General features: G+C 33.4%; 28 protein-coding genes (1 of these 28 only partly in view). 16 read left to right on the top strand and 12 right to left on the bottom strand.

Annotation, left to right across the window (positions count from 1 at the left end):
• Both ACQ654_RS24605 and ACQ654_RS24600 read left to right on the top strand, forming a co-directional pair.
• A partial coding sequence (locus ACQ654_RS24605; RefSeq protein WP_430412986.1) for a hypothetical protein occupies positions 1–182 on the top strand: 182 nt, incomplete at its 5' end.
• Between the two features lie 3 nt (positions 183–185).
• A complete protein-coding gene (locus ACQ654_RS24600) occupies positions 186–800 on the top strand; it encodes an IMPACT family protein (RefSeq protein WP_430412985.1) in 615 nt (204 codons plus the stop codon).
• Positions 801–943: 143 nt separating this feature from the next.
• On the opposite strand, the gene ACQ654_RS24595 is transcribed toward ACQ654_RS24600, so the two are convergent.
• From ACQ654_RS24595 to ACQ654_RS24570, 6 genes are all read right to left on the bottom strand, one after another.
• Positions 944–1,159 carry a hypothetical protein gene (locus tag ACQ654_RS24595; protein WP_430412984.1) on the bottom strand — a complete coding sequence of 72 codons (216 nt, stop codon included), beginning with the start codon at positions 1,157–1,159 and terminating at the stop codon, positions 944–946.
• Positions 1,160–1,276: 117 nt separating this feature from the next.
• Entirely contained in the window at positions 1,277–1,831 is a 555-nt protein-coding gene (locus ACQ654_RS24590) for a hypothetical protein (RefSeq protein WP_430412983.1), read from the bottom strand.
• Positions 1,824–2,291 (bottom strand): N-acetyltransferase, encoded by a 468-nt coding sequence (locus ACQ654_RS24585; protein WP_430412982.1) that lies wholly within the window; start codon positions 2,289–2,291, stop codon positions 1,824–1,826. Before ACQ654_RS24585 ends, ACQ654_RS24590 begins: the two co-directional genes overlap by 8 nt.
• 90 nt (positions 2,292–2,381) lie before the next feature.
• A complete protein-coding gene (locus tag ACQ654_RS24580) occupies positions 2,382–3,221 on the bottom strand; it encodes a hypothetical protein (RefSeq protein WP_430412981.1) in 840 nt (279 codons plus the stop codon).
• A complete protein-coding gene (locus tag ACQ654_RS24575; RefSeq protein WP_430412980.1) occupies positions 3,221–3,712 on the bottom strand; it encodes a glycine-rich domain-containing protein in 492 nt (163 codons plus the stop codon). The genes ACQ654_RS24580 and ACQ654_RS24575 overlap by 1 nt, the downstream gene beginning before the upstream one ends.
• Before the next feature lie 52 nt (positions 3,713–3,764).
• A complete protein-coding gene (locus ACQ654_RS24570; RefSeq protein ID WP_430412979.1) occupies positions 3,765–4,172 on the bottom strand; it encodes an acyl-CoA thioesterase in 408 nt (135 codons plus the stop codon).
• Positions 4,173–4,376: 204 nt separating this feature from the next.
• Between ACQ654_RS24570 and dnaA the strand changes: the two genes are divergently transcribed.
• The 4 genes from dnaA (at position 4,377) to ACQ654_RS24550 (ending at position 8,466) form a co-directional block, all read left to right on the top strand.
• Positions 4,377–5,804, top strand: a complete 1,428-nt coding sequence (dnaA, locus tag ACQ654_RS24565) for a chromosomal replication initiator protein DnaA (protein ID WP_430412978.1) — start codon at positions 4,377–4,379, stop codon at positions 5,802–5,804.
• Between the two features lie 9 nt (positions 5,805–5,813).
• Positions 5,814–6,269: a low molecular weight protein-tyrosine-phosphatase gene (locus ACQ654_RS24560; protein ID WP_430412977.1), complete on the top strand. Its 456-nt coding sequence runs from the start codon at positions 5,814–5,816 to the stop codon at positions 6,267–6,269.
• A 67-nt stretch (positions 6,270–6,336) separates the two neighbouring features.
• Positions 6,337–7,725, top strand: coding sequence for a PQQ-dependent sugar dehydrogenase (locus ACQ654_RS24555; RefSeq protein ID WP_430412976.1), 1,389 nt, complete (start codon positions 6,337–6,339; stop codon positions 7,723–7,725).
• Between the two features lie 27 nt (positions 7,726–7,752).
• Positions 7,753–8,466 carry an SAM-dependent methyltransferase gene (locus ACQ654_RS24550; RefSeq protein ID WP_430412975.1) on the top strand — a complete coding sequence of 238 codons (714 nt, stop codon included), beginning with the start codon at positions 7,753–7,755 and terminating at the stop codon, positions 8,464–8,466.
• Positions 8,467–8,807: 341 nt separating this feature from the next.
• Here ACQ654_RS24550 and ACQ654_RS24545 read toward each other — a convergent pair whose 3' ends face one another.
• The 5 genes from ACQ654_RS24545 to dapF form a co-directional block, all read right to left on the bottom strand.
• Positions 8,808–9,446, bottom strand: a complete 639-nt coding sequence (locus ACQ654_RS24545) for a hypothetical protein (RefSeq protein WP_430412974.1) — start codon at positions 9,444–9,446, stop codon at positions 8,808–8,810.
• A 109-nt stretch (positions 9,447–9,555) separates the two neighbouring features.
• A complete protein-coding gene (locus tag ACQ654_RS24540) occupies positions 9,556–10,464 on the bottom strand; it encodes a DUF2279 domain-containing protein (RefSeq protein ID WP_430412973.1) in 909 nt (302 codons plus the stop codon).
• A 3-nt stretch (positions 10,465–10,467) separates the two neighbouring features.
• Entirely contained in the window at positions 10,468–11,034 is a 567-nt protein-coding gene (locus ACQ654_RS24535; RefSeq protein WP_430412972.1) for an endolytic transglycosylase MltG, read from the bottom strand.
• Positions 11,031–11,555, bottom strand: a complete 525-nt coding sequence (locus tag ACQ654_RS24530) for a GNAT family N-acetyltransferase (RefSeq protein WP_430412971.1) — start codon at positions 11,553–11,555, stop codon at positions 11,031–11,033. The genes ACQ654_RS24535 and ACQ654_RS24530 overlap by 4 nt, the downstream gene beginning before the upstream one ends.
• Positions 11,549–12,328, bottom strand: a complete 780-nt coding sequence (dapF, locus tag ACQ654_RS24525; protein WP_430412970.1) for a diaminopimelate epimerase — start codon at positions 12,326–12,328, stop codon at positions 11,549–11,551. Before dapF ends, ACQ654_RS24530 begins: the two co-directional genes overlap by 7 nt.
• A gap of 304 nt (positions 12,329–12,632) precedes the next feature.
• On the opposite strand from dapF, the gene ACQ654_RS24520 reads away from it, so the two are divergent.
• A complete protein-coding gene (locus tag ACQ654_RS24520) occupies positions 12,633–14,054 on the top strand; it encodes a S1C family serine protease (RefSeq protein WP_430412969.1) in 1,422 nt (473 codons plus the stop codon).
• A 77-nt stretch (positions 14,055–14,131) separates the two neighbouring features.
• On the opposite strand, the gene ACQ654_RS24515 is transcribed toward ACQ654_RS24520, so the two are convergent.
• Entirely contained in the window at positions 14,132–14,371 is a 240-nt protein-coding gene (locus ACQ654_RS24515; RefSeq protein ID WP_430412968.1) for a hypothetical protein, read from the bottom strand.
• Positions 14,372–14,579: 208 nt separating this feature from the next.
• Between ACQ654_RS24515 and ACQ654_RS24510 the strand changes: the two genes are divergently transcribed.
• The 9 genes from ACQ654_RS24510 to ACQ654_RS24470 all read left to right on the top strand — a co-directional run.
• Positions 14,580–16,028: a glyceraldehyde-3-phosphate dehydrogenase gene (locus ACQ654_RS24510; RefSeq protein ID WP_430412967.1), complete on the top strand. Its 1,449-nt coding sequence runs from the start codon at positions 14,580–14,582 to the stop codon at positions 16,026–16,028.
• A gap of 137 nt (positions 16,029–16,165) precedes the next feature.
• Positions 16,166–16,765 (top strand): tRNA (guanine-N1)-methyltransferase, encoded by a 600-nt coding sequence (locus tag ACQ654_RS24505; protein ID WP_430412966.1) that lies wholly within the window; start codon positions 16,166–16,168, stop codon positions 16,763–16,765.
• Positions 16,766–16,777: 12 nt separating this feature from the next.
• On the top strand, positions 16,778–17,455 hold the full coding sequence (trmD, locus tag ACQ654_RS24500; protein WP_430412965.1) for a tRNA (guanosine(37)-N1)-methyltransferase TrmD: 678 nt from the start codon (positions 16,778–16,780) through the stop codon (positions 17,453–17,455).
• 215 nt (positions 17,456–17,670) lie between these two features.
• Positions 17,671–18,024 (top strand): 50S ribosomal protein L19, encoded by a 354-nt coding sequence (gene rplS, locus ACQ654_RS24495; protein ID WP_430412964.1) that lies wholly within the window; start codon positions 17,671–17,673, stop codon positions 18,022–18,024.
• 751 nt (positions 18,025–18,775) lie between these two features.
• Positions 18,776–21,004, top strand: a complete 2,229-nt coding sequence (locus ACQ654_RS24490) for an NADP-dependent isocitrate dehydrogenase (protein ID WP_430412963.1) — start codon at positions 18,776–18,778, stop codon at positions 21,002–21,004.
• A gap of 339 nt (positions 21,005–21,343) precedes the next feature.
• Positions 21,344–22,165, top strand: coding sequence for an N-acetylmuramic acid 6-phosphate etherase (murQ, locus tag ACQ654_RS24485; protein ID WP_430412962.1), 822 nt, complete (start codon positions 21,344–21,346; stop codon positions 22,163–22,165).
• Positions 22,146–22,367 carry a DUF6095 family protein gene (locus ACQ654_RS24480; protein WP_430412961.1) on the top strand — a complete coding sequence of 74 codons (222 nt, stop codon included), beginning with the start codon at positions 22,146–22,148 and terminating at the stop codon, positions 22,365–22,367. Before murQ ends, ACQ654_RS24480 begins: the two co-directional genes overlap by 20 nt.
• A gap of 269 nt (positions 22,368–22,636) precedes the next feature.
• Positions 22,637–23,023: a transposase gene (locus tag ACQ654_RS24475; protein WP_430412960.1), complete on the top strand. Its 387-nt coding sequence runs from the start codon at positions 22,637–22,639 to the stop codon at positions 23,021–23,023.
• A 5-nt stretch (positions 23,024–23,028) separates the two neighbouring features.
• Positions 23,029–23,777 carry the 5' portion of an IS3 family transposase gene (locus ACQ654_RS24470; RefSeq protein WP_430412959.1) on the top strand. The gene runs 151 nt beyond the window's last position, so the window shows 749 of its 900 coding nt (coding positions 1–749); it begins with the start codon at positions 23,029–23,031; the stop codon falls past the right edge of the window.

Below are 23,777 nucleotides of genomic sequence, written 5' to 3'. Positions count from 1 at the left end.
AGCCTTGGAGAAAATTTAGAAAAATAATTGCGATTTTAGCTTTTTCAGCTAAAAACACCTCTGGAAAAGTGCCTTTTCTTTTGTTTCTTTTCTTTGGGCAAGCAAAGAAAAAGAAAATAAAAAGCTATAAATTTCTTAAGAATCTAACAATTTTATTAGTAACGAATACTATAAACTCATAAACATTGGAAATAAAAGATACCTATAAAACCATTGATATTCCTTCGGAAGAAGTATTGTTTAAAGACCGAAACAGTAAATTCTTTGGCTATGCGTTTCCTGTGTTTAATGAAGATGACGTAAAGAAACATATAGAAGCTTTGAAAAAAAGTCATCATTCTGCACGACATTGGTGTTATGCGTGGCAATTGGGCAAAACGGAGCCGTTTCGTTTCAGAGCCAATGACGATGGCGAACCTTCTAACAGTGCAGGAATGCCAATTTACGGACAAATTCAATCTTTTGATGTTACGAATATTTTAATTGTTGTCGTTCGGTATTTTGGTGGAACAAAATTGGGCGTTGGCGGATTAATTAACGCGTATCGCACAGGCGCGCAATTGGCGTTGGAAGCTTCTGAAATTCTTGAAAAAACGATTAATACTGATTATTTACTTGTGTTCGATTACAAAAACATGAACAAAGTCATGCGTGTTGTAAAAGAGCGAAATTTGAATATTATCAGTCAAAAACTAGAAATGGATTGTCGAATTACGATTTCTGTTCGCCAAAAAGATGCGCAACAGATTTTTGACTTGTTTACGAATTTGTATGAAATTCAGATTAAGGAAGTGGAATAAAAACTGTCTTAAAAGTTATTACAAAGGTCATTCTGGACTTGATCCAGAATCTCATTAAGTTGATTTTCAATTATTATAAGAAAATGAATCAAGTTTGGTTTGACAAGAATTTGACTTTTTAGACAGCCATATTTTTAATAAACTTATCTGATCAAGCCGTTTAAATCATCCACAATAGAATTTCCGACATTTACAATTTTAGTATTAGAACTAGTAGTAGTATTCGTTGTTGTAGTAGTTGATGTTGTTGTTTCTGTAGTAGTTGTTTCTGTTGTTGATTCTGTAGACTCGCCACCACAAATTCTATGTAGTTTTTCGGTAGACAACTCTTCTTTTCTTAAGTTTTCGATACTTTTCATTAGTAAATAATTTAAAGGTTATAATACTTAAATGTACAAATTTTTGAATTGTTTATGAATTTGTATGAAATTTATATTGAAGAACTAGATATCTATTGAATATAAAGACACGAACAATCACTTCTTCTTTTTCCCATACTTCAAAATTGGCTCACTTACATACACTTCTTGTTCAAGTTTTGATTGCCATTCTTTTTGTGTAGACATGGTATTGCATAGCTTTTCATGAAAATACACTTGATACCATATTTCTTTTTGAAACTCACAAACGTCTTTAAAAATACGATCAGAATGAATCATCAACTTTAAAATGAAATCATCTTGTGGCGCACGGTGATTATTGATAATTTGACTCAATTGTACAGGCGTAATTCCAATATCGTTGGCAAAAATTGCTCGCTTAGAATAAATAGTATCAATATAGGATTGTAGAAACGTTGAAAAATAATGCTGTTTTTCATAAATAGGTTGTTTGATAAATTCCTGCATCTTCAACTTTAGTTGCATAAGCTTGGCGCGAATGATATCGTCTTTAGATACATTTTTCATTCGTTGCAAACGCGCTTCCATCAATGCGGTAGCTTCCGATTGATATATTGTTTTGGAAGTATATCTACTATCTACACCAAATTCTGGATCAATAGTTGAATTTTCATTTTTCTTTCTAGTCATGGTCAAAACGATTTATTAGATTTAATATTTCGGGTACTTCTATACTTAAGGTCAACCCTGTTACAGTCATATGATATGCTTCAATGTAATGTTTCGCAATTTCCGTTTTCGGTCGTAAAGAAACACATGCCAACTCCGCATATTCTAAGACGGCAATCTTTGCGGCATGTGCTATTAAATTTCCTGCAATGGTATTGTAAACTTTATTTTTTCCTTGATTTTCGATAGATACAGTAAGCAAACGTATATGAATTCTCCATTCATTAGGAATTCGATCTAAAGAAATCAATCCCAAGATATCTGTTGAATTGATTATCCTGAGTTTGTATACTTCAAAGTTTTTTTCTTCCTTCCAATTAAAGAAATACCGTTTTTTGGTCAAAAATTTATAATCACCAGTTTCAACAGAAACTATTTCCACTTGATGTGAATTTCCTGTTGCCTTTTCAATGATTATCATGTTTAAAGATACGGATTTGTTTCTAGATTACGTAAAGAAGATGCAAATAGTTTACAAAAATTGTAAACTATTGAGAGTGCTTTTTATTTTTTAATTACCGCAGCCTCCGCAACCGCCACAACTACTGCAACCATCATCATAAGAAGAACAACTAGATGCATCAAATTCTGAGTCAAAGGAATTCATTGTATCATAAAAAAACGAATCAAAAGAATCACTGTCTTCAAAATCATTATCAAACAAATAATTTTCATCATATGAATCTGCATACAAATACCAACTATCATCATGATCATCAGCGTCTCCATACAATTCTTTCTGTTGTGCTATAAGCTCTTTATCTAGTTTTTTAAGAAGGTCAAAATTTAAATTCTTCAATAAAAATATATTTCCACCAATTGTGATTAATAATTCTAATGCTTTTTGCTTATCATTTTCTAATAAATAATTGATCAATTTATCAACTTCCTGTAAATATGATGCTATTTCTTGTTTAATTCTTTTTCCGTCATCGGTTAATCTAATTAATCGAAATAGATATATAAAAAATGACTGATTAAAATAACTCTTCAATTCTTTACTACTTCTTATACTTTCTCTATAACTTTTTTTCCCTCCAGAAGCATCATATATCATTTTTACAAAATGTTTAAATAATATTTGAATAGATTCTTCTTTTTTAAAAGGGCTTAAAAAAATTAACTCGTGACTTTTATGCGTATATTTTGCGAAATTTTTACCAGATTCAATATAAGTATATGTACGAATGTCATCTCTTGGATGTGGCTGTTTATCAATTTCTATTATTTTAATTACTTTTTTAAGAAGTAAATCCATGAAAGTAAATTTCAACAAACTCTTTAATTGAGCATTACCACAATCTCTAATAAGAATCGTTTCTGCAGGTGTAATTTTTGAAAGTAGCTTCATTATTTTCTAAATAATAGTTTAGGAATTATCCAGTTTTTATGTCTATTCACACGTGTGAAATGAATTTCTTTAAATCGTGTATCCAAATCAACCCAAATATCTTTTGGTGGTTTTTTTGAGAATATTGACTCATAAAACGCTACTGTTTTTAAGTATTGATCTTTGAATAATGGTTTCTGTTCTGAACCTTTGGTTGGTCCATGATGAATTTGTTTTTGAATTGTATTTTGACAAAAATCAATCCAATATGATTGTGTATATAGTAAATGAAGATGCCAAACTTGATCAATTTGATCCGAAGGTGTTAATGGAAATTCTGAAATAACAACCAAAAAAAGAAACTTCTTATATTCTAAAATTGCTCTTAAAGAATATTCTAATGACCAATCATTTTCTCTAGCTAATCGATCAGTAAAAGTAAAAGAAGAGTTTATATCATCAATTTCAAAATCTCGAACTTTATCCCATAATGTAACTTGTAATTCAGTCATTAATATGATTTATGTCAACTGTTTGACTAATTATTATGAAAAATGTTACTATTTAGAAGTCAATCGTCGATAATTTTTCGATTAAATGTTCCGGACATTTCATAGGTCTTTTTGTTTTCATGTTGATGAATGCCAAAACAGTGTTTCCTTGTGTAATAATTTCCTTACTTTCATTGAAAATTTCGTACTCAAACTCAATCTTGACTGAAGGTAATTTTTTGAGTGTTGTTTTAATCGTCACTACATCATCATAATACGCTGACTTTTTATAATTTATAGTAATTGATATCACAGGAAGCATAACTCCTGCTTCTTCCATTTCTTTATATGAAATTCCTAAAGCTCGTAACCACTCGGTTCGTCCCATTTCTATGAATTGCACATAGTTAGCGTGATATACAACGCCCATTTGGTCAGTTTCGCCGTAGCGAATTCGTGTTTTTATTTCGTGACTTCTCAAAGTATTTTATATATATTTAAGTATGTTAAGTAAATGTAAAGAAATTGTTTTCAGGCATGCGAAAAAAATATCACAAATTCAATAGGCTACTAATTTTTTTTTCACTTTTTTTTTCACATATTTGTTCACGCTAAAAAACAAAAGGAGAAAACCCCGAATTTTCTTTTTTTCTAACCTAAAAAATAACAATTTTAACAGTAATAAATGAGTGTAACTGCGCAATCAGTATGGGATAATTGTCTGTCTTTTATAAAGGACAACATTCAACCACAAGCATATAAGACTTGGTTTGAGCCTATAAAGCCTGTAAAGTTAACAAATAAAGCGCTAAGCATTCAAGTTCCGAGTAAGTTTTTTTATGAGTGGCTAGAAGAGCATTACGTAAAATTATTAAAGGTTGCTTTAGTAAAAGAGTTAGGGAATACTGCGCGTTTGGTATACATCATCAAAATGGAAAATACGTATGGTAACAAAAAACCATTCACAGAAAAAATTCCAAGTGCCAATCGTAGCAATATGAAATCGCAAGAAATTGATGTTCCTATTAAAAATAAAAGTCCTGAACTGAAAAATCCGTTTATCATTCCTGGTATCAGAAATGTAAAAATTGAATCGCAGTTAAATCCAAATTATAATTTCGACAACTTCCTTGAAGGTGATTCTAATCGTTTGGCACGTTCTGCTGGAATGGCTGTCGCCAACAAACCTGGAGGAACGTCGTTTAACCCACTTTTAATTTTTGGTGGTGTCGGATTAGGAAAAACACATATTGCACACGCAATTGGTGTTGAAATTAAAGATAAATATCCTGAAAAGACTGTTTTGTATATTTCTGCTGAGAAATTTACACAACAATATATAGAATCTGTAAAGAAAAATACACGAAACGATTTCATTCACTTCTATCAATTGATTGATGTGTTGATTATTGATGATGTACAATTCTTCTCTGGAAAATCAGGTACGCAAGATGTATTTTTCCACATTTTCAATCACTTACACCAAAATGGAAAACAAGTAATATTAACATCTGACAAAGCTCCTGTAGACATGCAAGATATTGAGCAACGCTTATTATCTCGTTTTAAATGGGGACTTTCTGCCGAACTGCAAACTCCCGATTTTGAAACACGTGTTTCTATCGTAAAAAACAAACTGTATCGCGATGGTGTGCAAATGCCAGATGATATTATAGAGTATGTTGCAAAAAACATTAAATCGAATGTTCGCGAATTAGAAGGTGCTATTATTTCTTTAATTGCACAATCGTCTTTCAATAAAAAAGAAGTGACGATTGAATTGGCGAAACAAGTGGTTGAAAAATTCGTAAAGAATACAAAACGCGAAGTTTCTATCGATTATATTCAAAAAGTAGTTTCAGATTATTTCCAAATGGACGTTTCTACCTTGCAATCAAAAACGCGTAAACGTCATATTGTACAAGCAAGACAGTTGGCTATGTTTTTTGCAAAGAAATTCACAAAAGCTTCATTGGCAAGTATTGGTTCACAAATTGGAAAACGTGATCATGCAACGGTTTTACATGCGTGTAAAACGGTAGACAACTTATCTTCTACCGACAAGCAGTTTAGAAAGTATGTGGAAGACTTAACAAAGAAACTTTCGTTATAATCCAATAACATGAAAACTAAAATTTTAATGGTTTGCTTGGGAAATATCTGTCGATCTCCTTTGGCAGAAGGAATTTTAGCTTCTAAACTTGATCCAACAAAATTTGAAGTTGATTCCGCAGGAACCGCAGGTTATCATATTGGCGAACTTCCTGATAAACGGTCTATTACAACCGCAAAACAACACGGGCTAGACATTACGCATCAACGTTCGAGAAAGTTTGTTAGAAGCGACTTTCAAACGTTTGATTTCATCTTTGCAATGGATAAATCTAATTACGATAATATTCTCGCGCTAGCGGAAACACAAAAAGAGCGTGCAAAAGTTCACATGATTTTGAATCAAATTTCTCCAAATTCAAATGCCGAAGTTCCTGATCCGTATTATGGCGGTGATCAAGGTTTTGAAAATGTATATCAAATGCTCGACGAAGCTTGTACCATTTTCGCACAGAAAATTTCATAGAAGTAAGACTAAAAAAGTATCTGCAATTTTTTTGTACCTTAACTGAAAAAAAGCAACCTACTTTACTATGAAAACTAAACTACAGCTATTACTAGCACTGCTATTCCCTTTTTTATTATTTGCTCAAGATGTTTCACTGCAATCATTTGCCACAGGATTTTCAAGACCTGTTGACATTAAACACGCCAACGATTCTCGACTTTTTGTTGTTGAACAAGACGGCTTGATTAAAATTGTAAGTGCTGCAGGAATCACAAATCCGACACCATTTTTAAATATTGATGCACGCGTTCGCTCTACTGGAAACGAACAAGGTTTGCTCGGTTTGGTATTCGATCCAAATTACACAACCAACAATCGGTTTTATGTAAATTACATCAACAACAGCGGAAATACGGTTATTGCTCGATTTACAACTTCCGTAGATCCAAATGTTGCTGACGACACAAGTGAAGAAATTCTATTAACAGTAAATCAACCCTACACAAATCACAATGGCGGCTCTCTTGCTTTCGGAACCGACGGTTATTTATACATTGCTTTAGGAGATGGCGGAAGCGGTGGCGATCCAGATAATTATGCACAAAATTTACAATCGTATCTAGGTAAAATTTTACGAATTGACGTTAGTGGCGCAATGGGTTATACTGTTCCTACAACAAATCCATTTGTTGGAAACCCTGCAGGTTTGGATGAAATTTGGTCGTACGGACTGCGAAATCCTTGGAAAATGTCGTTTGATAGTGATAACGGAGAATTATGGATTGGAGATGTTGGACAAAATAACAGAGAAGAAATTAATAATGTTCCTATTGTAAATGCTGGTTATAATTTTGGCTGGAAATGCTATGAAGGAAATAGCACTTTTGATACTACTGACTGTCCTGCAATGTCAACAATTACCTTTCCTGTTGGCGAATACAATTATGGAGGAAATCCTTTTAGATGTTCTATTACAGGTGGTTATCGCTACAGAGGCACTATGTATCCGGATTTACAAGGATTATACTTTTTTGCTGATTATTGCACAAGCGAAATTGGAACATTAACGCCTTCCGGCGGCTCATGGAATATGACGTTTAACGGTCCATTTTCTGGAAATATTGCAACATTTGGTGAAGACATGAATAAAGAATTGTACGCCGCAGGTTTATTAAACGGAATTATTTACAAAGTTGTTGATACTACCTTAAGTATTGATGAGAATTCACTGGCTGATAATTTTCAGATCTATCCAAATCCTACGAATGATTTTTTCCAAATCAACAATCAAAATGTGGCTTTACAGATTAAAGAAGTTGCGCTGTATTCGTTTAGCGGAAAATTAATTTCAACGACACGCATATCAACTGAAAATCAAAAAATTATGACTGATCAATTGAGCAAAGGAATTTACATTGTTCAAATTATTTCAAATAATGATACGAGCGCATATCATAAATTAGTCAAAAATTAGTTTTATTTGTACTCAAACCCCATATTTATGCAATCATCAAACGGAATTTTATATTTGATTCCAACAACTTTAGGCGATAACGAACCATTAGAGGTTTTGCCATTATCCGTAAAGAAAATTGTTGAAATTACGAATCATTACATTGTTGAGAATGAAAAAACTGCGCGTCGTTTTATCAAAAAAATTACACCTAAAAAATCGCAACCTTCTTTACAACTTCATGTATTAAATAAATATACGCAAGATCAAGAATTACCTGCTTTTTTGGAAGCAATATTTCAAGGAAAAAATGTTGGTTTACTTTCTGAAGCTGGTTGCCCTGGTGTTGCTGATCCTGGTGCTGAAATTGTAAAAATTGCACATGAAAAAGGAATTCGCGTCGTTCCGTTAGTAGGTCCATCGTCTATTTTAATGGCAATGATGGCTTCTGGTATGAATGGACAAAATTTTGCATTCAACGGATATTTACCAATTGATAGTCACGAACGTAAAAAAGCTATAAAGCAATTAGAGAAACGCGCTGGCGATTTTCAACAATCACAAGCATTTATTGAAACTCCATACCGAAATGACAAATTATTAGCAGATTTAACTGCAACACTTTCTGGAAATACAAGATTATGTGTAGCCTGCGATATTACGTTAACGACTGAATACATTAAAACATTGACCATTAACGAATGGAAAAAAACTTCTGTAAATTTACACAAGCGACCAACAATGTTTGTAATAGACCGCTAACGCTTTTGGATATTAGATTGCTTCGCTGTTAGAACACTGTCGCCCTTAGGTGTTGGGTTTTAGATCATAAAAGCTTATATTTTAAAATGTCACTTCGAGTGTTTTTTCGTAATGAAATGGAGAAAAAATGTATCGAGAAGTACTCATGAGTTCAAAAGTTTAAAAAGAGTTCTTAGTAAAACCCACAATACTATAAAATTTGGTCGCTTCACTTTTAGGTATTTGATTATTTGATAAATCAAACCCACAACTCACAACCGCAAAACCCATAAAACCTATAAAACAAAAAAAACCTCAGCATATTTATATACTGAGGTTTTTGTAATTGCATGTTGAGTGACTTATACTCTTGCTTTTTTATTTGCTTTTATTGATGATACATCATATCCTGCAAATCGCTTCATATAATAACTTACTGTTGAACCGTAAGCATCGGCAAATCCTTGTGCGCCGCCACTTCTTAAATACTTCTTTACGCTTCCTGGTCCAGCCAAATGTGCAGCAGCCAAAATTCCTGACTCTGTCACAACTACACCGTTGATTTTTTTACCAACTGAGCGTTTAATGTCTCTTCTTAGAATCCACTTATTTCTTGAGGCATTTGCTTCAAAGGCTTTTTCTTGTAGTTTTGGACTGTTTAAGAATGCTTGCGGATTATAAATTCCGATCATTTCTAATGTTCCTTTTCCAAATTGATACTTTCCAAGATAACCTAAGGTATTTACCACGAAATAATTTCCTTGAGATTCTTTAAATGCTACAGCTTCTTTGAACCCCAAATATTTTTTTCCTGTAAACGGAATTGGCGCTTCTTCGCTGTTAGCTTCATCTTGTGGTAGCACTGTAACTAACACTGATGACTTGTTATTATTTTCTATATTATTTTTAAGAACGTTGGTTTCTTTTTTTGAAGTGAAACCTAAACTTGCAAATGTTAAAACAGCTATTAAAATTGAAAATTTTATTGCTCCTTTTCCCATAAAATTTGTTTTATTTAAGACTGACTAATTCATAGAATTAAGCTTAAAATTTCAGCGTGCAAATATACACATTATTTTTTAATATGGGTTTTATTATGTTAAAATATTCTTAAAAGTAGATCGGATGGAACGTTGCCTTCCCTAAACTATTGATTTCCAATGCTGGCGCAGGTATTTTAATGAAATTTATCACACTAAACACACTATTTAGGAACTTCGATTTTGTCTGTATTTTTGTTAAATCGATGTCAATACTTAAGTAGAATTGTCTGTATCGTTGCTGATTTGGCAAAATTTCACGTTGTGTTTGTGTTGTTCCAGCAATTAATCCTTCGGCTCCGTAACCAAATGCAACGTTAAACCATTTTGGAATTTTACTTTGTTTGAAGAACGAATACACGTTTGCGCTCAACCAATATGTTTGCCCATTATAATCTTTTAAAACTTCTTCAAGCAAACCATCACCAAGTTTATTTGGACGAATTTCTGCAAAGCGAGTTTGATGAAATGAATACTTCAATTTGACCCGTTGTTCTTCCCATAATAATTCTTGCCCGACGTACAAACCTGTTCCTAAGCCGTTTGCTAAGATATCTCCAAAAGAAGCTCCCCATTCAGCAGAAAAACCATCCATGACCTCTACAGCCGTTAAAAAGCCAAATCCGAGCGTTGCACCATAAATAAGCTGATTTTTTTTAGAAACACCACTCCAACGTAATACTTTCGTGCCAATATCGCCAACATAATAAGAAGTAAACACATGTCCTACTTTGTCCATTTGCAGCCATTCATCATTGTCATTTATAAAATGAAATGACGAACGTGGGAAATCGGCATACCAAATTCTGTCCAAACCAACCAAGGTTACAGCCGCCAAAGACGTTTCCGTAATGGCAACAAAATTACGTCGTGGTTTATGTAACGTATCAGATTTCACCCAAAAACTAGGTGGCGTCAATTGTGCTTTTACCACATTTACAAAACAGAGAATGAAAAGGAATTTTAAGAATATTTTCATCAATTATTGAGCTTTTTTTCTTTTTTCGTAGCTTTTAAATATAATCGATCTAAATTCTTCTGCGGAAGTATTCCAAGGAATTTGATACGTTCCTGATTTGTATAATGTTTCAAATTTTATCTTTTTTTCACTCATATATAATGAATCATTCATAAACACAAGTAAATCATCTTCGTTGGCTTCTATTTGATTGGAAACTTGTTTTGCAATCACATCCGCATCATTCGTATTTGGAATAACCACTTTTATCAAATCACTTTTGGCTTGTAGAGTTCTAACAATTTCCAAGTTAGACATGTCTTTTTTTATCGTGTATTTTCCAGCTTTTGCTTTGGTATATCCTAATTTCTTGGCAACTACTTTAAACGATACTTCATCTTTTAATAATGGGAAAAGTTCGTCTTTTAATATGTTTGCGTCTGTTTCTGTTGGAATGTACACGTACGCTTTTTCATTATTGAAACCTGTGTTTGATCCTGAAAATATCTGTACAATATCATATACTTTTACACCGCAAAACACCAATCCTAAGATAGCAATAACTACTAGTATTTTTTTGATGTAACTCATTCAACTATTTTTTGGTATGATACTTCATTTTTAAATTCACCATTCACGAAAGTCCAATCGCGCTTGACGCCAATTTTTACAAAGCCTAAATTTTGAAAGAGTTTGATACTTGCCAGATTTTCTTCTCCAATATTTGCAAATAGTTGATGAACATGTAGATGTTTAGAGGCATATTCGCATACCAATTGTAATGCTTCTTGCCCGTAACCTTTGTGTCTGTGTTTCTTTTTCGCGATTAACAAACCAACACCAACACGTTTATTTTTTGGATCGAACTCGAAAAGATCAATCAAACCAATCGATTCTTTTTTGTTACTTACCATCACCAATCGTAATTGTCTGGCTTCATAAATATCTTGATGTGCATTTTCTAGGTATTGTTTGATCAAAAATCGTGAATAAGGTGTTTGCGTAGCACTAATTTCCCAGATAGATTCATTGTTTTCTATTTCGTAGATAAAATCTAAATCTTCTGGTTCTAAAGCGCGTAAATATAGTTTTTCGCCTGTTAATGTTAGCATGTAATTTCTCCTTTAAATACGTGTGTTGCTTTCCCTTTTAGAAAGATATTGGTATATGAATTTCCTTCTTTTTGAAACGATACTTGAAGCGTTCCGCCTTCTACCTGCAACGTAATTTCGGTTGCACTGGTTTCTTTAAGTGAATGCATTGCTACTGCAACTGCCGTGACTCCAGTTCCGCAAGAAAGTGTTTCATCTTCTACACCTCTTTCATACGTTCGCACTCTGAATTCGGCATTTGAAATCTTTTTTACAAAGTTTACATTTGTGCCTTCTTCAAAATATGGAGCGCCATATCGAATTGCCGCACCTTCTTTTTTGATATCAAACTGATCAATAGTGTCGTTAAATTGTACATGATGTGGTGAGCCAGTGTCTAAAAATACATGATTTTCATGTTTTTCAACCGAAGTCACATCTTGCATTTGCAAATTGACGGTATCATTTTTAATTGTGGCAAAATGTTTTCCATCAATTGCCATGAATGTTGTTTCATTTTGAATGACACCGAGAAAATTCGCGAAAGCAACCATACAACGTCCACCGTTTCCACACATGGTACTTTCGTTTCCGTCCGCATTGTAATACACCATCTTAAAATCGTGTATAGCATCATGTTCTAACAGAATTAATCCGTCAGCGCCGACGCCAAATTTTCGATCACATAGGTAATGTATAAGCTTGGAATTGTTTTTAGGAAATTGTAATTGACGGTTATCAATTAGGACAAAATCGTTTCCAGTTCCTTGGTATTTGTAAAAAGAGAGTTGCATTTATTTCATTTGATAGCGACAAAAGTACAAAATAAAAGACATGAAACCGCAAAGGAATTTGCGTAAGAAATCACAATAAGAGAAGAATCTGTATTATTCGACAACGTGTATTTCAAACTCGTTTTTAAGTCTATTTTAACAGACTTTCAAAATTGAGTTAAAGTGTCGTTAAAGTTAAAATACGACTACAATAAATATGTAATTTTAAGTGTTAAATTTAGACAAAGATCATATTAACAACACATTGAAGCATTCGTGTAACAATGTTTTTGAATTACTAACAAAATTAAATACTTTTTAAAAAATGAAGAAATTTGCAAGTTTACTTTTTGTGTCTATTCTAGGAGGCGTTATTAGTATTGGAGCTTATAAATTCTTTTCGGAAACCCCTGAAAAAGTTGAACAAGCTTCTGTTTTAGAACAATCATCATACATGCCAACGAATTTTGTAAACAATCCTACGTCAACAACAAATGCCGCTGTAGCAGGAATTGATTTTACGGAGGCTGCCGAAAAGACAGTTCACGCCGTTGTACATGTTAAAAATAAAATTACAAAGGTAGCACCAAGAAGTATTTGGGATTTGTATAATGGTACAGGACGACCGCAAACTCAAATTGGTACTGGTTCTGGTGTTATTATTACGCCTGACGGATATATTGTGACAAATAATCATGTGATTAAAGGTTCTAACGAGATTCAAGTTACCTTAAATGATAATAAAAATTATATCGCAACTATAGTTGGATCTGATCCTTCAATGGATATTGCATTGTTAAAGATTGAAGCAGCCGAAGAGTTGCCATATATTTCTTTTGGAGATTCTGATAATGCGAAGATTGGAGAATGGGTTTTGGCAGTTGGAAATCCTTTTAACTTAACATCCACCGTAACTGCTGGAATTATTAGTGCAAAAGGTAGAGATTTGAATGAAGGTGATAATTTACGCCAATCATTTATTCAAACTGATGCCGCTGTAAATCCAGGGAATTCTGGTGGCGCATTGGTGAATACAAATGGTGAACTCATTGGGATTAATACAGCAATTACATCACAAACAGGATCTTACATTGGCTATTCGTTCGCAGTTCCGAGTAATATTGCTCAGAAAATTGTAAGTGATTTATTAGAGTATGGTGATGTTCAAAAAGGATTGTTAGGGATTTATCCTGTTAGGAAAAATTCTAAATATGCTTTAGAAAATAATTTGAATGAAGTTAACGGTGTATATGTAGATAAAGTTGCTGAAGATTCTGGAGCTTCAATTGCAGGAATTAAAAGTGGAGATATTATTAGTAAGTTAGACAATGTAAAAATTTCTAAATTCTCTGACCTTTCAGGATACTTAAGTTCTAAACGTCCTGGAGATGTTATAGCAGTTACCGTGTTACGAGACGATACATACAAAACACTTCCTGTGACTTTAACAAAAGAAAAAGTTGCTGTTAGTGTGAATTTAATGAATATGACCTTAGAGAATTTGACTTCAGAAGATGCTAAAAAGTTTCAAATTTCAGATGGTTTGAAGGTAGTTCAAAACAACAATCAACAATTATATAAAGAATTAGGAATTACGCCAGGTTATATATTAGTTGAAGTAAATGGTAAAAAGGTGAAAACGGCACAATCTTTGAAAGAATTCATAACTAGTTATGGAGAAGATCAAATTAGAATTTTGGCTTTCTTAAATCCAAAAGGACAATACGAGCGTTTTATCTTTAGATAAATCCGCCATCTATATATGTCAGGAAACCATCAGAATATTTTATATATTCTGATGGTTTTTTTAATTTAAACTACTTCCTAGCAATTAGGAGGTGATGTTTCACAACCTAGTCCTGTTACTGGCACTTGACAGGTTTCCGTATGGTAACAAGTTACTTCTGTATAACAATTTACATCCGAACACTTAAAATATAAAGTATATTGTGTTCTGCAATCATACGATTTTGGTGGTCTTCCTCCATGTACAACAGATGAATTTAAAGGAGCAATTTGTTTTTTTATTAAACGTAATTGTTTAGAAATTTTCTTTTTTTTCATGATTAAATTAATTTTCTCCTACTCTATTTACGATCAGGCTTTTCAGATTACGCCTTAATTAGTGAAAGCTTTCATACGTAAGTTTATACAGACAACTTTTGTTACCCAATAATCCATGTTAAAAAAAGTGTTTCAATTATTTACGAAAACGTTTGAAATTGTATACTTTTGCGCAAAATTGTAAACACAACTACACAAATTTAAGACTATGAGTTTTAATGACACTTACGAAAAGGAGCTTACTTTTCAAGCAGATAGAAGACGTGCTACTGTTGAATTTATTAAGAATGTTAGCGATTTATGGTATGATAAATCTATTGAGCTTGTTCTTTTTAGAAATCAATTAATTGACAGAAATGTTAGTGAAATTTTAAATTTACACGAATATGCAGGTCAATTTGTACAAAAACCGATTTCTATTTTCGATACTGTAGAAATTGCACAAGCAATTGCTAAAATTGATTTGCCACCATCAAAAATTGATATTGGGAAGTTAACATACGAGTATCACTTAGAAGACAATCAGTATGCAAACGCAACTTCATTTGTAGTTGACAAATTAAAAGATGCTAAAGATTCATCTGAAATTAAACCAAAAGATGTTGTTTTATATGGTTTTGGTCGTATTGGACGTTTGTTAGCAAGAGAATTAATGACACGCACAGGTCGCGGAAATCAATTACGCTTACGCGCAGTTGTAACTCGCGGTAAAGTTGATCAAACTGTATTAGAAAAAAGAGCTTCCTTGTTACGTAACGATTCTGTTCATGGAGATTTCCCTGGAACGGTTGGTATTGATGTTGAAAACTCAGCCTTAATCATCAATGGAACTACAGTTCATATTATTTCGGCTAACGGACCAGAAGAGATTGATTACACAACATACGGAATTAAAGATGCTTTAATTATTGATAATACAGGTGCTTTTAGAGATAAAGAAGCGTTGGAAAGACATTTAGTGCCAAATGGAGCTGACAAAGTTTTATTAACAGCACCAGGAAAAGGAATTCCAAATATAGTATATGGTGTAAATCATCAAGAACACAATCCAGATGATGTAGCTATTTTCTCTGCGGCTTCTTGTACAACAAACGCAATTACGCCAGTTTTAAAAGCAGTTGAAGATTCTTTCGGGTTAAAACACGGACATTTAGAAACGATTCACGCCTATACAAACGATCAGAATTTAGTTGATAATATGCACAACAAATACCGTCGTGGTAGAGCTGCTGCATTAAATATGGTAATTACAGAAACAGGAGCTGGAAAAGCAGTTTCAAAAGCATTGCCATCATTAGAAGGTAAATTAACCTCAAATGCCATTAGAGTTCCTGTACCAAACGGATCATTAGCAATTTTAAACTTAGAAGTTGAAAACACAACTTCTGTAGAAGGTGTAAATACAATTTTAAAGAAATACGCGTTAGAAGGTGATTTAGTTGAGCAAATCAAATATGAATTGAATGACGAATTAGTTTCTTCGGATATTGTAGGTTCTTCGGCACCATCAATTTTTGATAGCAAAGCAACAATTGTTCGTGAAGATGGTAAAAACATCATCTTATATGTTTGGTATGACAACGAATACGGATATTCGCACCAAGTAATGCGTTTGGCAAAATACATATCTAAAGTAAGACGTTACACATACTATTAGTAGAAGACAAATTAATATAAAAAAAAGAGTCTCAAATACGGGACTCTTTTTTTTGTAGATAAATCTCTTAGCATTTCACACAATAAATAAAAATATCTTCGTTTATTTGACAACTGTTATTTTAAACCTGAATGACCATGAAAGTGAAACAATTATTCATAGCAATTACACTATGCTTCTCTATCGTAGCAAGTGCGCAAAATGTAGCAAAAAACGCTAACTTAAAATTAAAAGAAGGTCCAATTGATGAGCAATTTGAATTCATCATTCAAAACTCTAACAAATACAAAAATTACAAAGTTGTAAAACGTGTTTGGATTGAAAAATTACAAAAAAATGTTGCTGATTCCATCAATGCAATTCGAAAAGATTTTGATGCTGAAGTTGCCAAAGTAGCAACGCAACAATCTGAAATTGAAAAACTAAAGGCAGATTTGGCCGCTGTAAATCAAAAAATCACAGATTTAAACACTGAAAAAGACAGCATATCGTTACTTGGTTTACAACTAAGCAAAGGTTCTTACCAAACATTAATGTGGGGAATTATTGCCATCTTAGCAATCTTGTGGCTCTTTTTTGCGTACAAATTCAAATCGAGTAATGCAATTACCAAAGAAGCAAACGCTAAACTAACTGAAACTGAGCAAGAATTTGAAGAGCACAGAAAACGTGCTTTGGAACGTGAACAACAAGTTCGCAGAAAACTTCAAGACGAAATCAATAAGAACAAAAGCTAATTTTCACAAACGATGCGCATAGATATCATTTCTGTAGTTCCTGATCTAATGAAAAGCCCTTTTGAAGCGTCTATCATGAAACGATCAATTGACAAAGGTATTGTTAACATTCACTTTCACAACTTGCGTGCATATGCAACGGACAATTACAAATCTATTGACGACTATCAATTTGGTGGTGGCGCAGGAATGGTAATGATGATTGCGCCGATTGACAAATGTATTTCCGACTTAAAATCAGAACGCGATTATGATGAAATTATTTACATGACACCAGATGGAACAACTTTAAATCAGTCAATTGCCAATGAACTTTCGTTAAAAGGAAACATTATAGTTCTTTGCGGACATTACAAAGGTGTTGATCAGCGTGTCCGCGATCATTTCATTACGAGAGAAATATCAATTGGCGATTATGTACTTTCTGGAGGAGAATTAGGCGCGGCTGTTTTGTGTGATGCAATCATAAGATTAATTCCTGGGGTTTTAGGAAATGAAACTTCTGCCCTAACCGATTCGTTTCAAGATAACTTACTAGCACCACCAGTATACACACGACCAGCAAACTATAACAATTGGGAAGTGCCAGAAGTATTATTATCTGGAAACTTTCCAAAAATAGAAGCTTGGCGCGAAGAACAAGCGTACGAACGCACGAAGAATCTACGTCCTGATCTGTTGGATGACTAGATTTTTAGATACGCTTTGCTCTTGGATTGTTTATTAGTTGATAATTCATAACATTCAATCAACAATCAACAATCAAAAAAACACTTTTACATTTAAAATTTAAGATTTAGCATTTTAGATTCAAAAAAAATACTTATTTTTGCACTCAATTTTGGATTAACCTCTGGCGATAGACGTGAATGTTGGTTTGAATAAATATTTATAAAAAGTTTAAAATGGAAGCTTTAATTAAATTTGTACAAGACGAATTTGTAACAACAAAAGATTTCCCTGATTTCGCAGCAGGAGATACAATTACAGTTTATTATGAAATCCGTGAAGGTGAAAAAACACGTACACAGTTCTTTAGAGGAGTTGTAATCCAACGTAGAGGTTCAGGTTCTACTGAAACATTTACAATCAGAAAAATGTCTGGAACAGTTGGTGTTGAACGTATTTTCCCTGTTAATTTACCAGCACTTCAAAGAGTTGAAGTTAACAAAAGAGGTAAAGTTCGTAGAGCACGTATCTTTTACTTTAGAGGTCTTACTGGTAAGAAAGCTAGAATTAAAGAAAGAAGATTCAAATAAAATCTTTCAAAATATACACTATAAAAAGTCCTGCAAAATTTGCAGGACTTTTTTCGTTATGAACAATTGTTAACAACCTAGGTTCATATCTTGTTGATTTCTAATTTATTATATTTTACGCTTTCTCAAAAACTTACAGTACATTTATAAAAGAATTTACATAGAGCGCGACGAAAGTCACCTTTTGTAAACACTAAAGAACGTTCTAAACAAGTTGTTATTTACTATGTTTTTCAGAAGTAGTTTTTGGATACAAAAAATACCAAGAAAAATGTGACTCTATTTCTAGTATAGCTTGCTATAATAGACTCAAGGAGAAACGCCGAAATTTATTAGTATTGCTAAGATGCTAGTAAAGCGTTGTGTATAAAAAGTTACTGCAAAGGAATTTATTATATGCAAAAGGACAAATCGCGAAAGCTGATCTGTACAAGTAGGTATATTAAAAAACAATTAGGAATAAGTTTCAAAACTGGGTAAAATGCCAATAACGACTGAGCTTATTTCGAAATCTGAAGTGCTGTAGTACAAAATAAAGTAACTAAGCAATTAGTAAAACATTGCGTAAGACACATTTCAAAAAGCCATATCAAGGTAAGAAATTACAATGATATGGCTTTTGTTATTATAAAAAATACATTAACTTCTTGTACTACTGCTATAATAGCTACCAAAATCTCCTATCATTTTGTATATTTGCAATTCGAAAAATTACGTCTAATAAGATCCAATATTATATCTACACATAAATATGACAAAATCAACTAAGATTATCTATACAAAAACTGATGAAGCACCAGCTTTAGCTACACATTCTTTTTTACCAATCGTAAAAGCATTTACAGCTCCATCTGGTATTGACATTGAAACCAAAGATATTTCTTTAGCAGGAAGAATTTTAGCAAATTTCCCAGAATACTTAACAGCAGAACAAAAAGTAAGTGATGCATTAGCCGAATTGGGAGAATTAGCAAAAACACCAGAAGCCAATATTATCAAACTACCTAATATTAGCGCATCTGTTCCGCAGTTGAAAGCCACCATTACAGAATTACAAGCAAAAGGATTTGCCATTCCAAACTATCCAGAAGAAAGCGAAACGGAAGAAGACAAAGCAATTCTTGCAAAATATAACAAAGTAAAAGGTTCTGCCGTAAACCCTGTATTACGTGAAGGAAACTCTGATCGTAGAGCGCCAAAAGCAGTAAAAAATTACGCAAAGAAAAATCCACACAGCATGGGCGTTTGGTCATCAGACTCCGAAACGCATGTGGCAACTATGAAATCTGGAGATTTTCGTGCAAACGAACGATCTGTAACAATTCCGAACGCAACGACAGTAAGTATTGAGCATACTGCATCAAACAGATCTAAAACGATACTAAAATCAGACATTTCATTATTACCTGGCGAAATTATTGATGCTACAATAATGAGCAAAAAAGCATTACTGTCCTTTTTAGAAACAGAAATCTACGATACAAAACAAAAAGGAGTTCTTTTCTCTCTTCACATGAAAGCAACCATGATGAAAGTAAGTGATCCAATCATATTTGGACATGCTGTTCGTGTATACTTTGCCGATTTATTCGAAAAACACCAAGCAACTTTTGAGGAAATTGGTGTTGATGTAAACAATGGTTTCGGAAACCTAATGAACAATCTTGAAGAACTTACGCCAAGCAAAAGAGCCGAAATCATGAGCGATATTATAGTTGCCATGGAAAACGGTCCAGACATTGCAATGGTAAATTCTGATAAAGGAATTACAAACTTACACGTACCAAGTGACGTTATTATTGATGCTTCAATGCCAGCAATGATTCGTGATTCTGGCAAAATGTGGAATGCAGACGGAAAAAGACAAGATACAAAAGCCGTAATTCCTGATAGTAGTTATGCCGCTTTATACCAAGTAACTGTTGACTTCTGTAAAGAACATGGAGCTTTTGATCCTACAACAATGGGAACTGTTCCTAATGTTGGACTAATGGCACAAAAAGCTGAAGAATATGGTTCGCACGATAAAACATTTGAAATTCCTGAAAATGGAGTTGTTCGAGTTGTAGATGCTGACGGAAAAGTTTTGACAGAACATGTTGTAGAAGAAGGTGATATTTGGAGAATGTGCCAAGTAAAAGATGCGCCAATTCGCGACTGGGTAAAACTTGCCGTAAGTAGAGCTAGTGCAACCGGATGGCCAGCTGTTTTCTGGTTAGATGCCGAAAGAGCGCACGATGCAGAACTAATCAAAAAAGTAAATTTATACCTAAAAGATCACAATACAGAAGGATTAGAAATTCATATACTGCCTTTAGCCGCCGCAACACAATTCACGTTAGAACGTATCAAAAAAGGAGAAAACACAATCTCTGTAACCGGAAATGTATTGCGTGATTACTTAACAGATCTATTCCCAATTTTAGAATTAGGAACAAGTGCAAAAATGTTATCAATAGTTCCACTAATGAATGGTGGCGGATTATTTGAAACTGGCGCTGGTGGATCTGCTCCAAAACATGTGCAACAATTCACCGAAGAAGGACACCTACGCTGGGATTCTCTAGGAGAATTCTTAGCACTAGCAGTTTCTTTAGAGCACTTAGGTTCCAATTACGACAACAACAAAGCTATTGTACTATCAGAAACTTTAGACGATGCAACAGATAAATTCTTGGAAAACAAAAAATCTCCATCACGCAAAGTGAACGAGCTAGACAACAGAGGAAGTCACTTTTACCTATCATTATATTGGGCGCAAGCATTGGCGGCTCAAAACAAAGATGCTGAGTTAAAAGCGCGTTTCACTGCTATTGCGGATCAACTAGTAGAAAATGAAGAAAAAATCATAACCGAACTAAACAATGCGCAAGGTTCGCCAATGGATATTGGTGGTTACTATATGCCAAACGATGAAATCACGTCAAAAGCAATGCGTCCTAGCGAAACATTCAATGATATATTAAGCACTATTGCGTAATCACATCATAAAATCACTAAAAAGCTTCTTATTCGTAAGAAGCTTTTTTTATGTAAATTTTCAACAAACACTATTTTCACATTTCACATTTAGTATTCAATATTTAATACTTCATTGGGCGTTCCCACAAGGGTCGTGCTATCCACTATATCTTTTTAAAACAATACGTCATTGCGAGAATTTTCAGAAAATTCGTGGTAATCTGTCTATTAAATAAAATGATTACTTCGTCGTTTCTCCTTGTAATCGCGTAAAAAAGTGTTTTAAAAAGGATGCCGTTTCTATCACTAACGCGAAAAAACCATTTCGTTTCTACACAAAATAACGTATTTTTGAACTATGGAATTCATCAAAACAACCGAGCAAGACTCTAAATACAATCATCTTGAAAAAATGAGTGTATCGCAACTATTAACAAACATTAATAATGAAGACAAAACGGTTCCGTTGGCTATTGAAAAAGTAATTCCTAAAATAGAAAACTTAATCACAAACATCGTCACTCGAATGAATTCTGGTGGGCGATTATTCTATATTGGCGCTGGTACCAGCGGAAGACTCGGAATTGTAGACGCATCCGAATGTCCTCCAACGTTTGGTGTTCCACATGAATTAGTCGTTGGTTTAATTGCTGGTGGCGATATCGCAATAAGAAAAGCTGTCGAATTTGCAGAAGATGACACACAACAAGGCTGGAAAGACTTGCAAGAACATAAAATTTCAGAAAATGATACAGTCATCGGAATTGCCGCTTCTGGAACAACTCCATATGTAATTGGTGCTTTAAAAGACTGTAACAAACATAACATTCTAACAGGTTGCATTACGTGTAATCAAGACAGTCCATTATCAAACATATCCAAACATCCTATAGAAATTATTGTTGGACCTGAATTTGTGACGGGAAGCTCTCGAATGAAAGCTGGTACAGCTCAAAAACTAGTACTAAACATGATTTCGACTGCCGTAATGATTCAACTAGGAAAAATAAAAGGAAACAAAATGGTTGACATGCAACTTAGCAATCACAAACTCGTTGAAAGAGGTATAAAAATGATCATGTCCGAATTAAATGTTTCTACAAACACAGCCAAAGAATTATTAGAAAAACACAAAAGTGTACGAATAGCAATCTCAAACTATGACAAAACGAACAAATAAAGAATTACTAGGAAAAGGATTAAAACTAATGGGTGGATCATTACTATGTATGTTTACTGGACCGATCATAATTCATTCTGCATTCAAAAATCAAGAACATCCACTATATATTCCTGTACTGATAGTTGGTTTAATAGTTGCAGCATTTGCTATCATCTTAGCATTTAAAGGCATGCGAAAAATAATGAATTCTATATTCTAACTAATTCTAAAACATCTTCAAAGCAACACTTAAAGTACATTCAATTATATCTAAAAAATTTATCTCCAGCAACAATATTTGAACGATCTACAAAATATCTTCATCATATATCCACTAGCTAGAGTACCAATAATAAACCTAAAGTACACTCTATCCTAATGATATACAATTACCCAAATTATCCTCTATCAAAAACCAACAAATCACATATATTTTCAAAAACTATATGTCTCGTCCTGAAATAGCGTTACACTAAAATTTCAAGTGTAATGAAAACAAATTATGTAAAGCGAACACAGAAAGACTATTCCTTGTCTTTTAAACTTCAAGTAGTACAAGATATTGAGCAAGGCGAACTTACTCGATCCCAAGCAGTCTTAAAGTATGGCATTCAAGCTAAATCCACCATTAGAGATTGGTTGCGAAAATATGGTAACTTTGATTGGGAAAATCAAAGTAGTACACCAATGGCAAAGACACCTGAACAAAAAATCTTAGAATTAGAAGAAAAGATCAAGCTTTTAGAGAAGCAAAAAGCACGATCCGAGCATTTGGCTGAGCGTGCCGATAAGAAAGCTATTTTGTTTGATATGATGATTGATTTGGCTGAAAAGGAGTTTAATATTCCCATCAGAAAAAACTCCAAACCCAAGTAATCGATATGTTTAGAATAGATCATAGAGAAAGTATCTCATCTACCTGTGAGTTACTTGGGGTAAGCAGGCAGTTGTATTACCGAGCCATACGAGCCAAGGAAAAGCGGCAATCTATTGCGGATGATGTGATTGAATTAGTTCAATCCGTTCGGATAGAACAGCCACGTATTGGAACAAGAAAGTTATATCACATTTTACAAGAGTCTTTACGATCCTTAGGAGTTGGTAGAGATCGTTTGTTTACTATTTTAAAAGCAAATCACATGCTTATAAAATCTAAACGAAGTTACCATATCACAACAAACTCACATCATCGCTTTAGAAAGCATAATAACGTGATTGAGCATTTAGATATAAACAGACCAGAGCAAGTCTGGGTAGCAGATATCACTTATGTAGGTAACAGGAGTAATCCGATGTATCTATCACTTATTACAGATGCTTATTCTAAAATGATAGTTGGTTATTATCTATCAAATACTTTAGCTGTAGATAGTTCTTTAAAAGCATTAAAACTAGCTATTAAGAACAGAAAATATCCTAAAGAAAGGTTGATACATCATTCTGATAGAGGATTACAATATTGCAGTAATCAGTATCAAAAGATACTGATTAAGAGTGATATCCGATGTAGTATGACAGAATCCTATGATCCATATCAAAATGCAGTAGCCGAGCGAATCAATGGTATCTTAAAACAAGAGTTTTTAATCAATACGACTAAAATTAATATCAAATTAATGAAAAAAATAGT

It is taken from the genome of Kordia sp. (assembly GCF_965283645.1).
In the GTDB taxonomy this organism is placed as follows: domain Bacteria; phylum Bacteroidota; class Bacteroidia; order Flavobacteriales; family Flavobacteriaceae; genus Kordia.
Note: the sequence above shows the minus strand (reverse complement) of the source record. Positions and strands in the feature narration are given on the sequence as shown.

Excerpts from the sequence above, each read along its gene's own strand:
- ACQ654_RS24595 (WP_430412984.1), bottom strand. The coding sequence starts at position 1,159 with ATGAAAAGTATCGAAAACTTAAGAAAAGAAGAGTTGTCTACCGAAAAA.
- ACQ654_RS24590 (WP_430412983.1), bottom strand. The coding sequence starts at position 1,831 with ATGACTAGAAAGAAAAATGAAAATTCAACTATTGATCCAGAATTTGGT.
- ACQ654_RS24585 (WP_430412982.1), bottom strand. The coding sequence starts at position 2,291 with ATGATAATCATTGAAAAGGCAACAGGAAATTCACATCAAGTGGAAATA.
- ACQ654_RS24580 (WP_430412981.1), bottom strand. The coding sequence starts at position 3,221 with ATGAAGCTACTTTCAAAAATTACACCTGCAGAAACGATTCTTATTAGA.
- ACQ654_RS24575 (WP_430412980.1), bottom strand. The coding sequence starts at position 3,712 with ATGACTGAATTACAAGTTACATTATGGGATAAAGTTCGAGATTTTGAA.
- dnaA (WP_430412978.1), top strand. The coding sequence starts at position 4,377 with ATGAGTGTAACTGCGCAATCAGTATGGGATAATTGTCTGTCTTTTATA.
- ACQ654_RS24560 (WP_430412977.1), top strand. The coding sequence starts at position 5,814 with ATGAAAACTAAAATTTTAATGGTTTGCTTGGGAAATATCTGTCGATCT.
- ACQ654_RS24555 (WP_430412976.1), top strand. The coding sequence starts at position 6,337 with ATGAAAACTAAACTACAGCTATTACTAGCACTGCTATTCCCTTTTTTA.
- ACQ654_RS24550 (WP_430412975.1), top strand. The coding sequence starts at position 7,753 with ATGCAATCATCAAACGGAATTTTATATTTGATTCCAACAACTTTAGGC.
- ACQ654_RS24545 (WP_430412974.1), bottom strand. The coding sequence starts at position 9,446 with ATGGGAAAAGGAGCAATAAAATTTTCAATTTTAATAGCTGTTTTAACA.
- ACQ654_RS24540 (WP_430412973.1), bottom strand. The coding sequence starts at position 10,464 with ATGAAAATATTCTTAAAATTCCTTTTCATTCTCTGTTTTGTAAATGTG.
- ACQ654_RS24535 (WP_430412972.1), bottom strand. The coding sequence starts at position 11,034 with ATGAGTTACATCAAAAAAATACTAGTAGTTATTGCTATCTTAGGATTG.
- ACQ654_RS24530 (WP_430412971.1), bottom strand. The coding sequence starts at position 11,555 with ATGCTAACATTAACAGGCGAAAAACTATATTTACGCGCTTTAGAACCA.
- dapF (WP_430412970.1), bottom strand. The coding sequence starts at position 12,328 with ATGCAACTCTCTTTTTACAAATACCAAGGAACTGGAAACGATTTTGTC.
- ACQ654_RS24520 (WP_430412969.1), top strand. The coding sequence starts at position 12,633 with ATGAAGAAATTTGCAAGTTTACTTTTTGTGTCTATTCTAGGAGGCGTT.
- ACQ654_RS24515 (WP_430412968.1), bottom strand. The coding sequence starts at position 14,371 with ATGAAAAAAAAGAAAATTTCTAAACAATTACGTTTAATAAAAAAACAA.
- ACQ654_RS24510 (WP_430412967.1), top strand. The coding sequence starts at position 14,580 with ATGAGTTTTAATGACACTTACGAAAAGGAGCTTACTTTTCAAGCAGAT.
- ACQ654_RS24505 (WP_430412966.1), top strand. The coding sequence starts at position 16,166 with ATGAAAGTGAAACAATTATTCATAGCAATTACACTATGCTTCTCTATC.
- trmD (WP_430412965.1), top strand. The coding sequence starts at position 16,778 with ATGCGCATAGATATCATTTCTGTAGTTCCTGATCTAATGAAAAGCCCT.
- rplS (WP_430412964.1), top strand. The coding sequence starts at position 17,671 with ATGGAAGCTTTAATTAAATTTGTACAAGACGAATTTGTAACAACAAAA.
- ACQ654_RS24490 (WP_430412963.1), top strand. The coding sequence starts at position 18,776 with ATGACAAAATCAACTAAGATTATCTATACAAAAACTGATGAAGCACCA.
- murQ (WP_430412962.1), top strand. The coding sequence starts at position 21,344 with ATGGAATTCATCAAAACAACCGAGCAAGACTCTAAATACAATCATCTT.
- ACQ654_RS24480 (WP_430412961.1), top strand. The coding sequence starts at position 22,146 with ATGACAAAACGAACAAATAAAGAATTACTAGGAAAAGGATTAAAACTA.
- ACQ654_RS24475 (WP_430412960.1), top strand. The coding sequence starts at position 22,637 with ATGAAAACAAATTATGTAAAGCGAACACAGAAAGACTATTCCTTGTCT.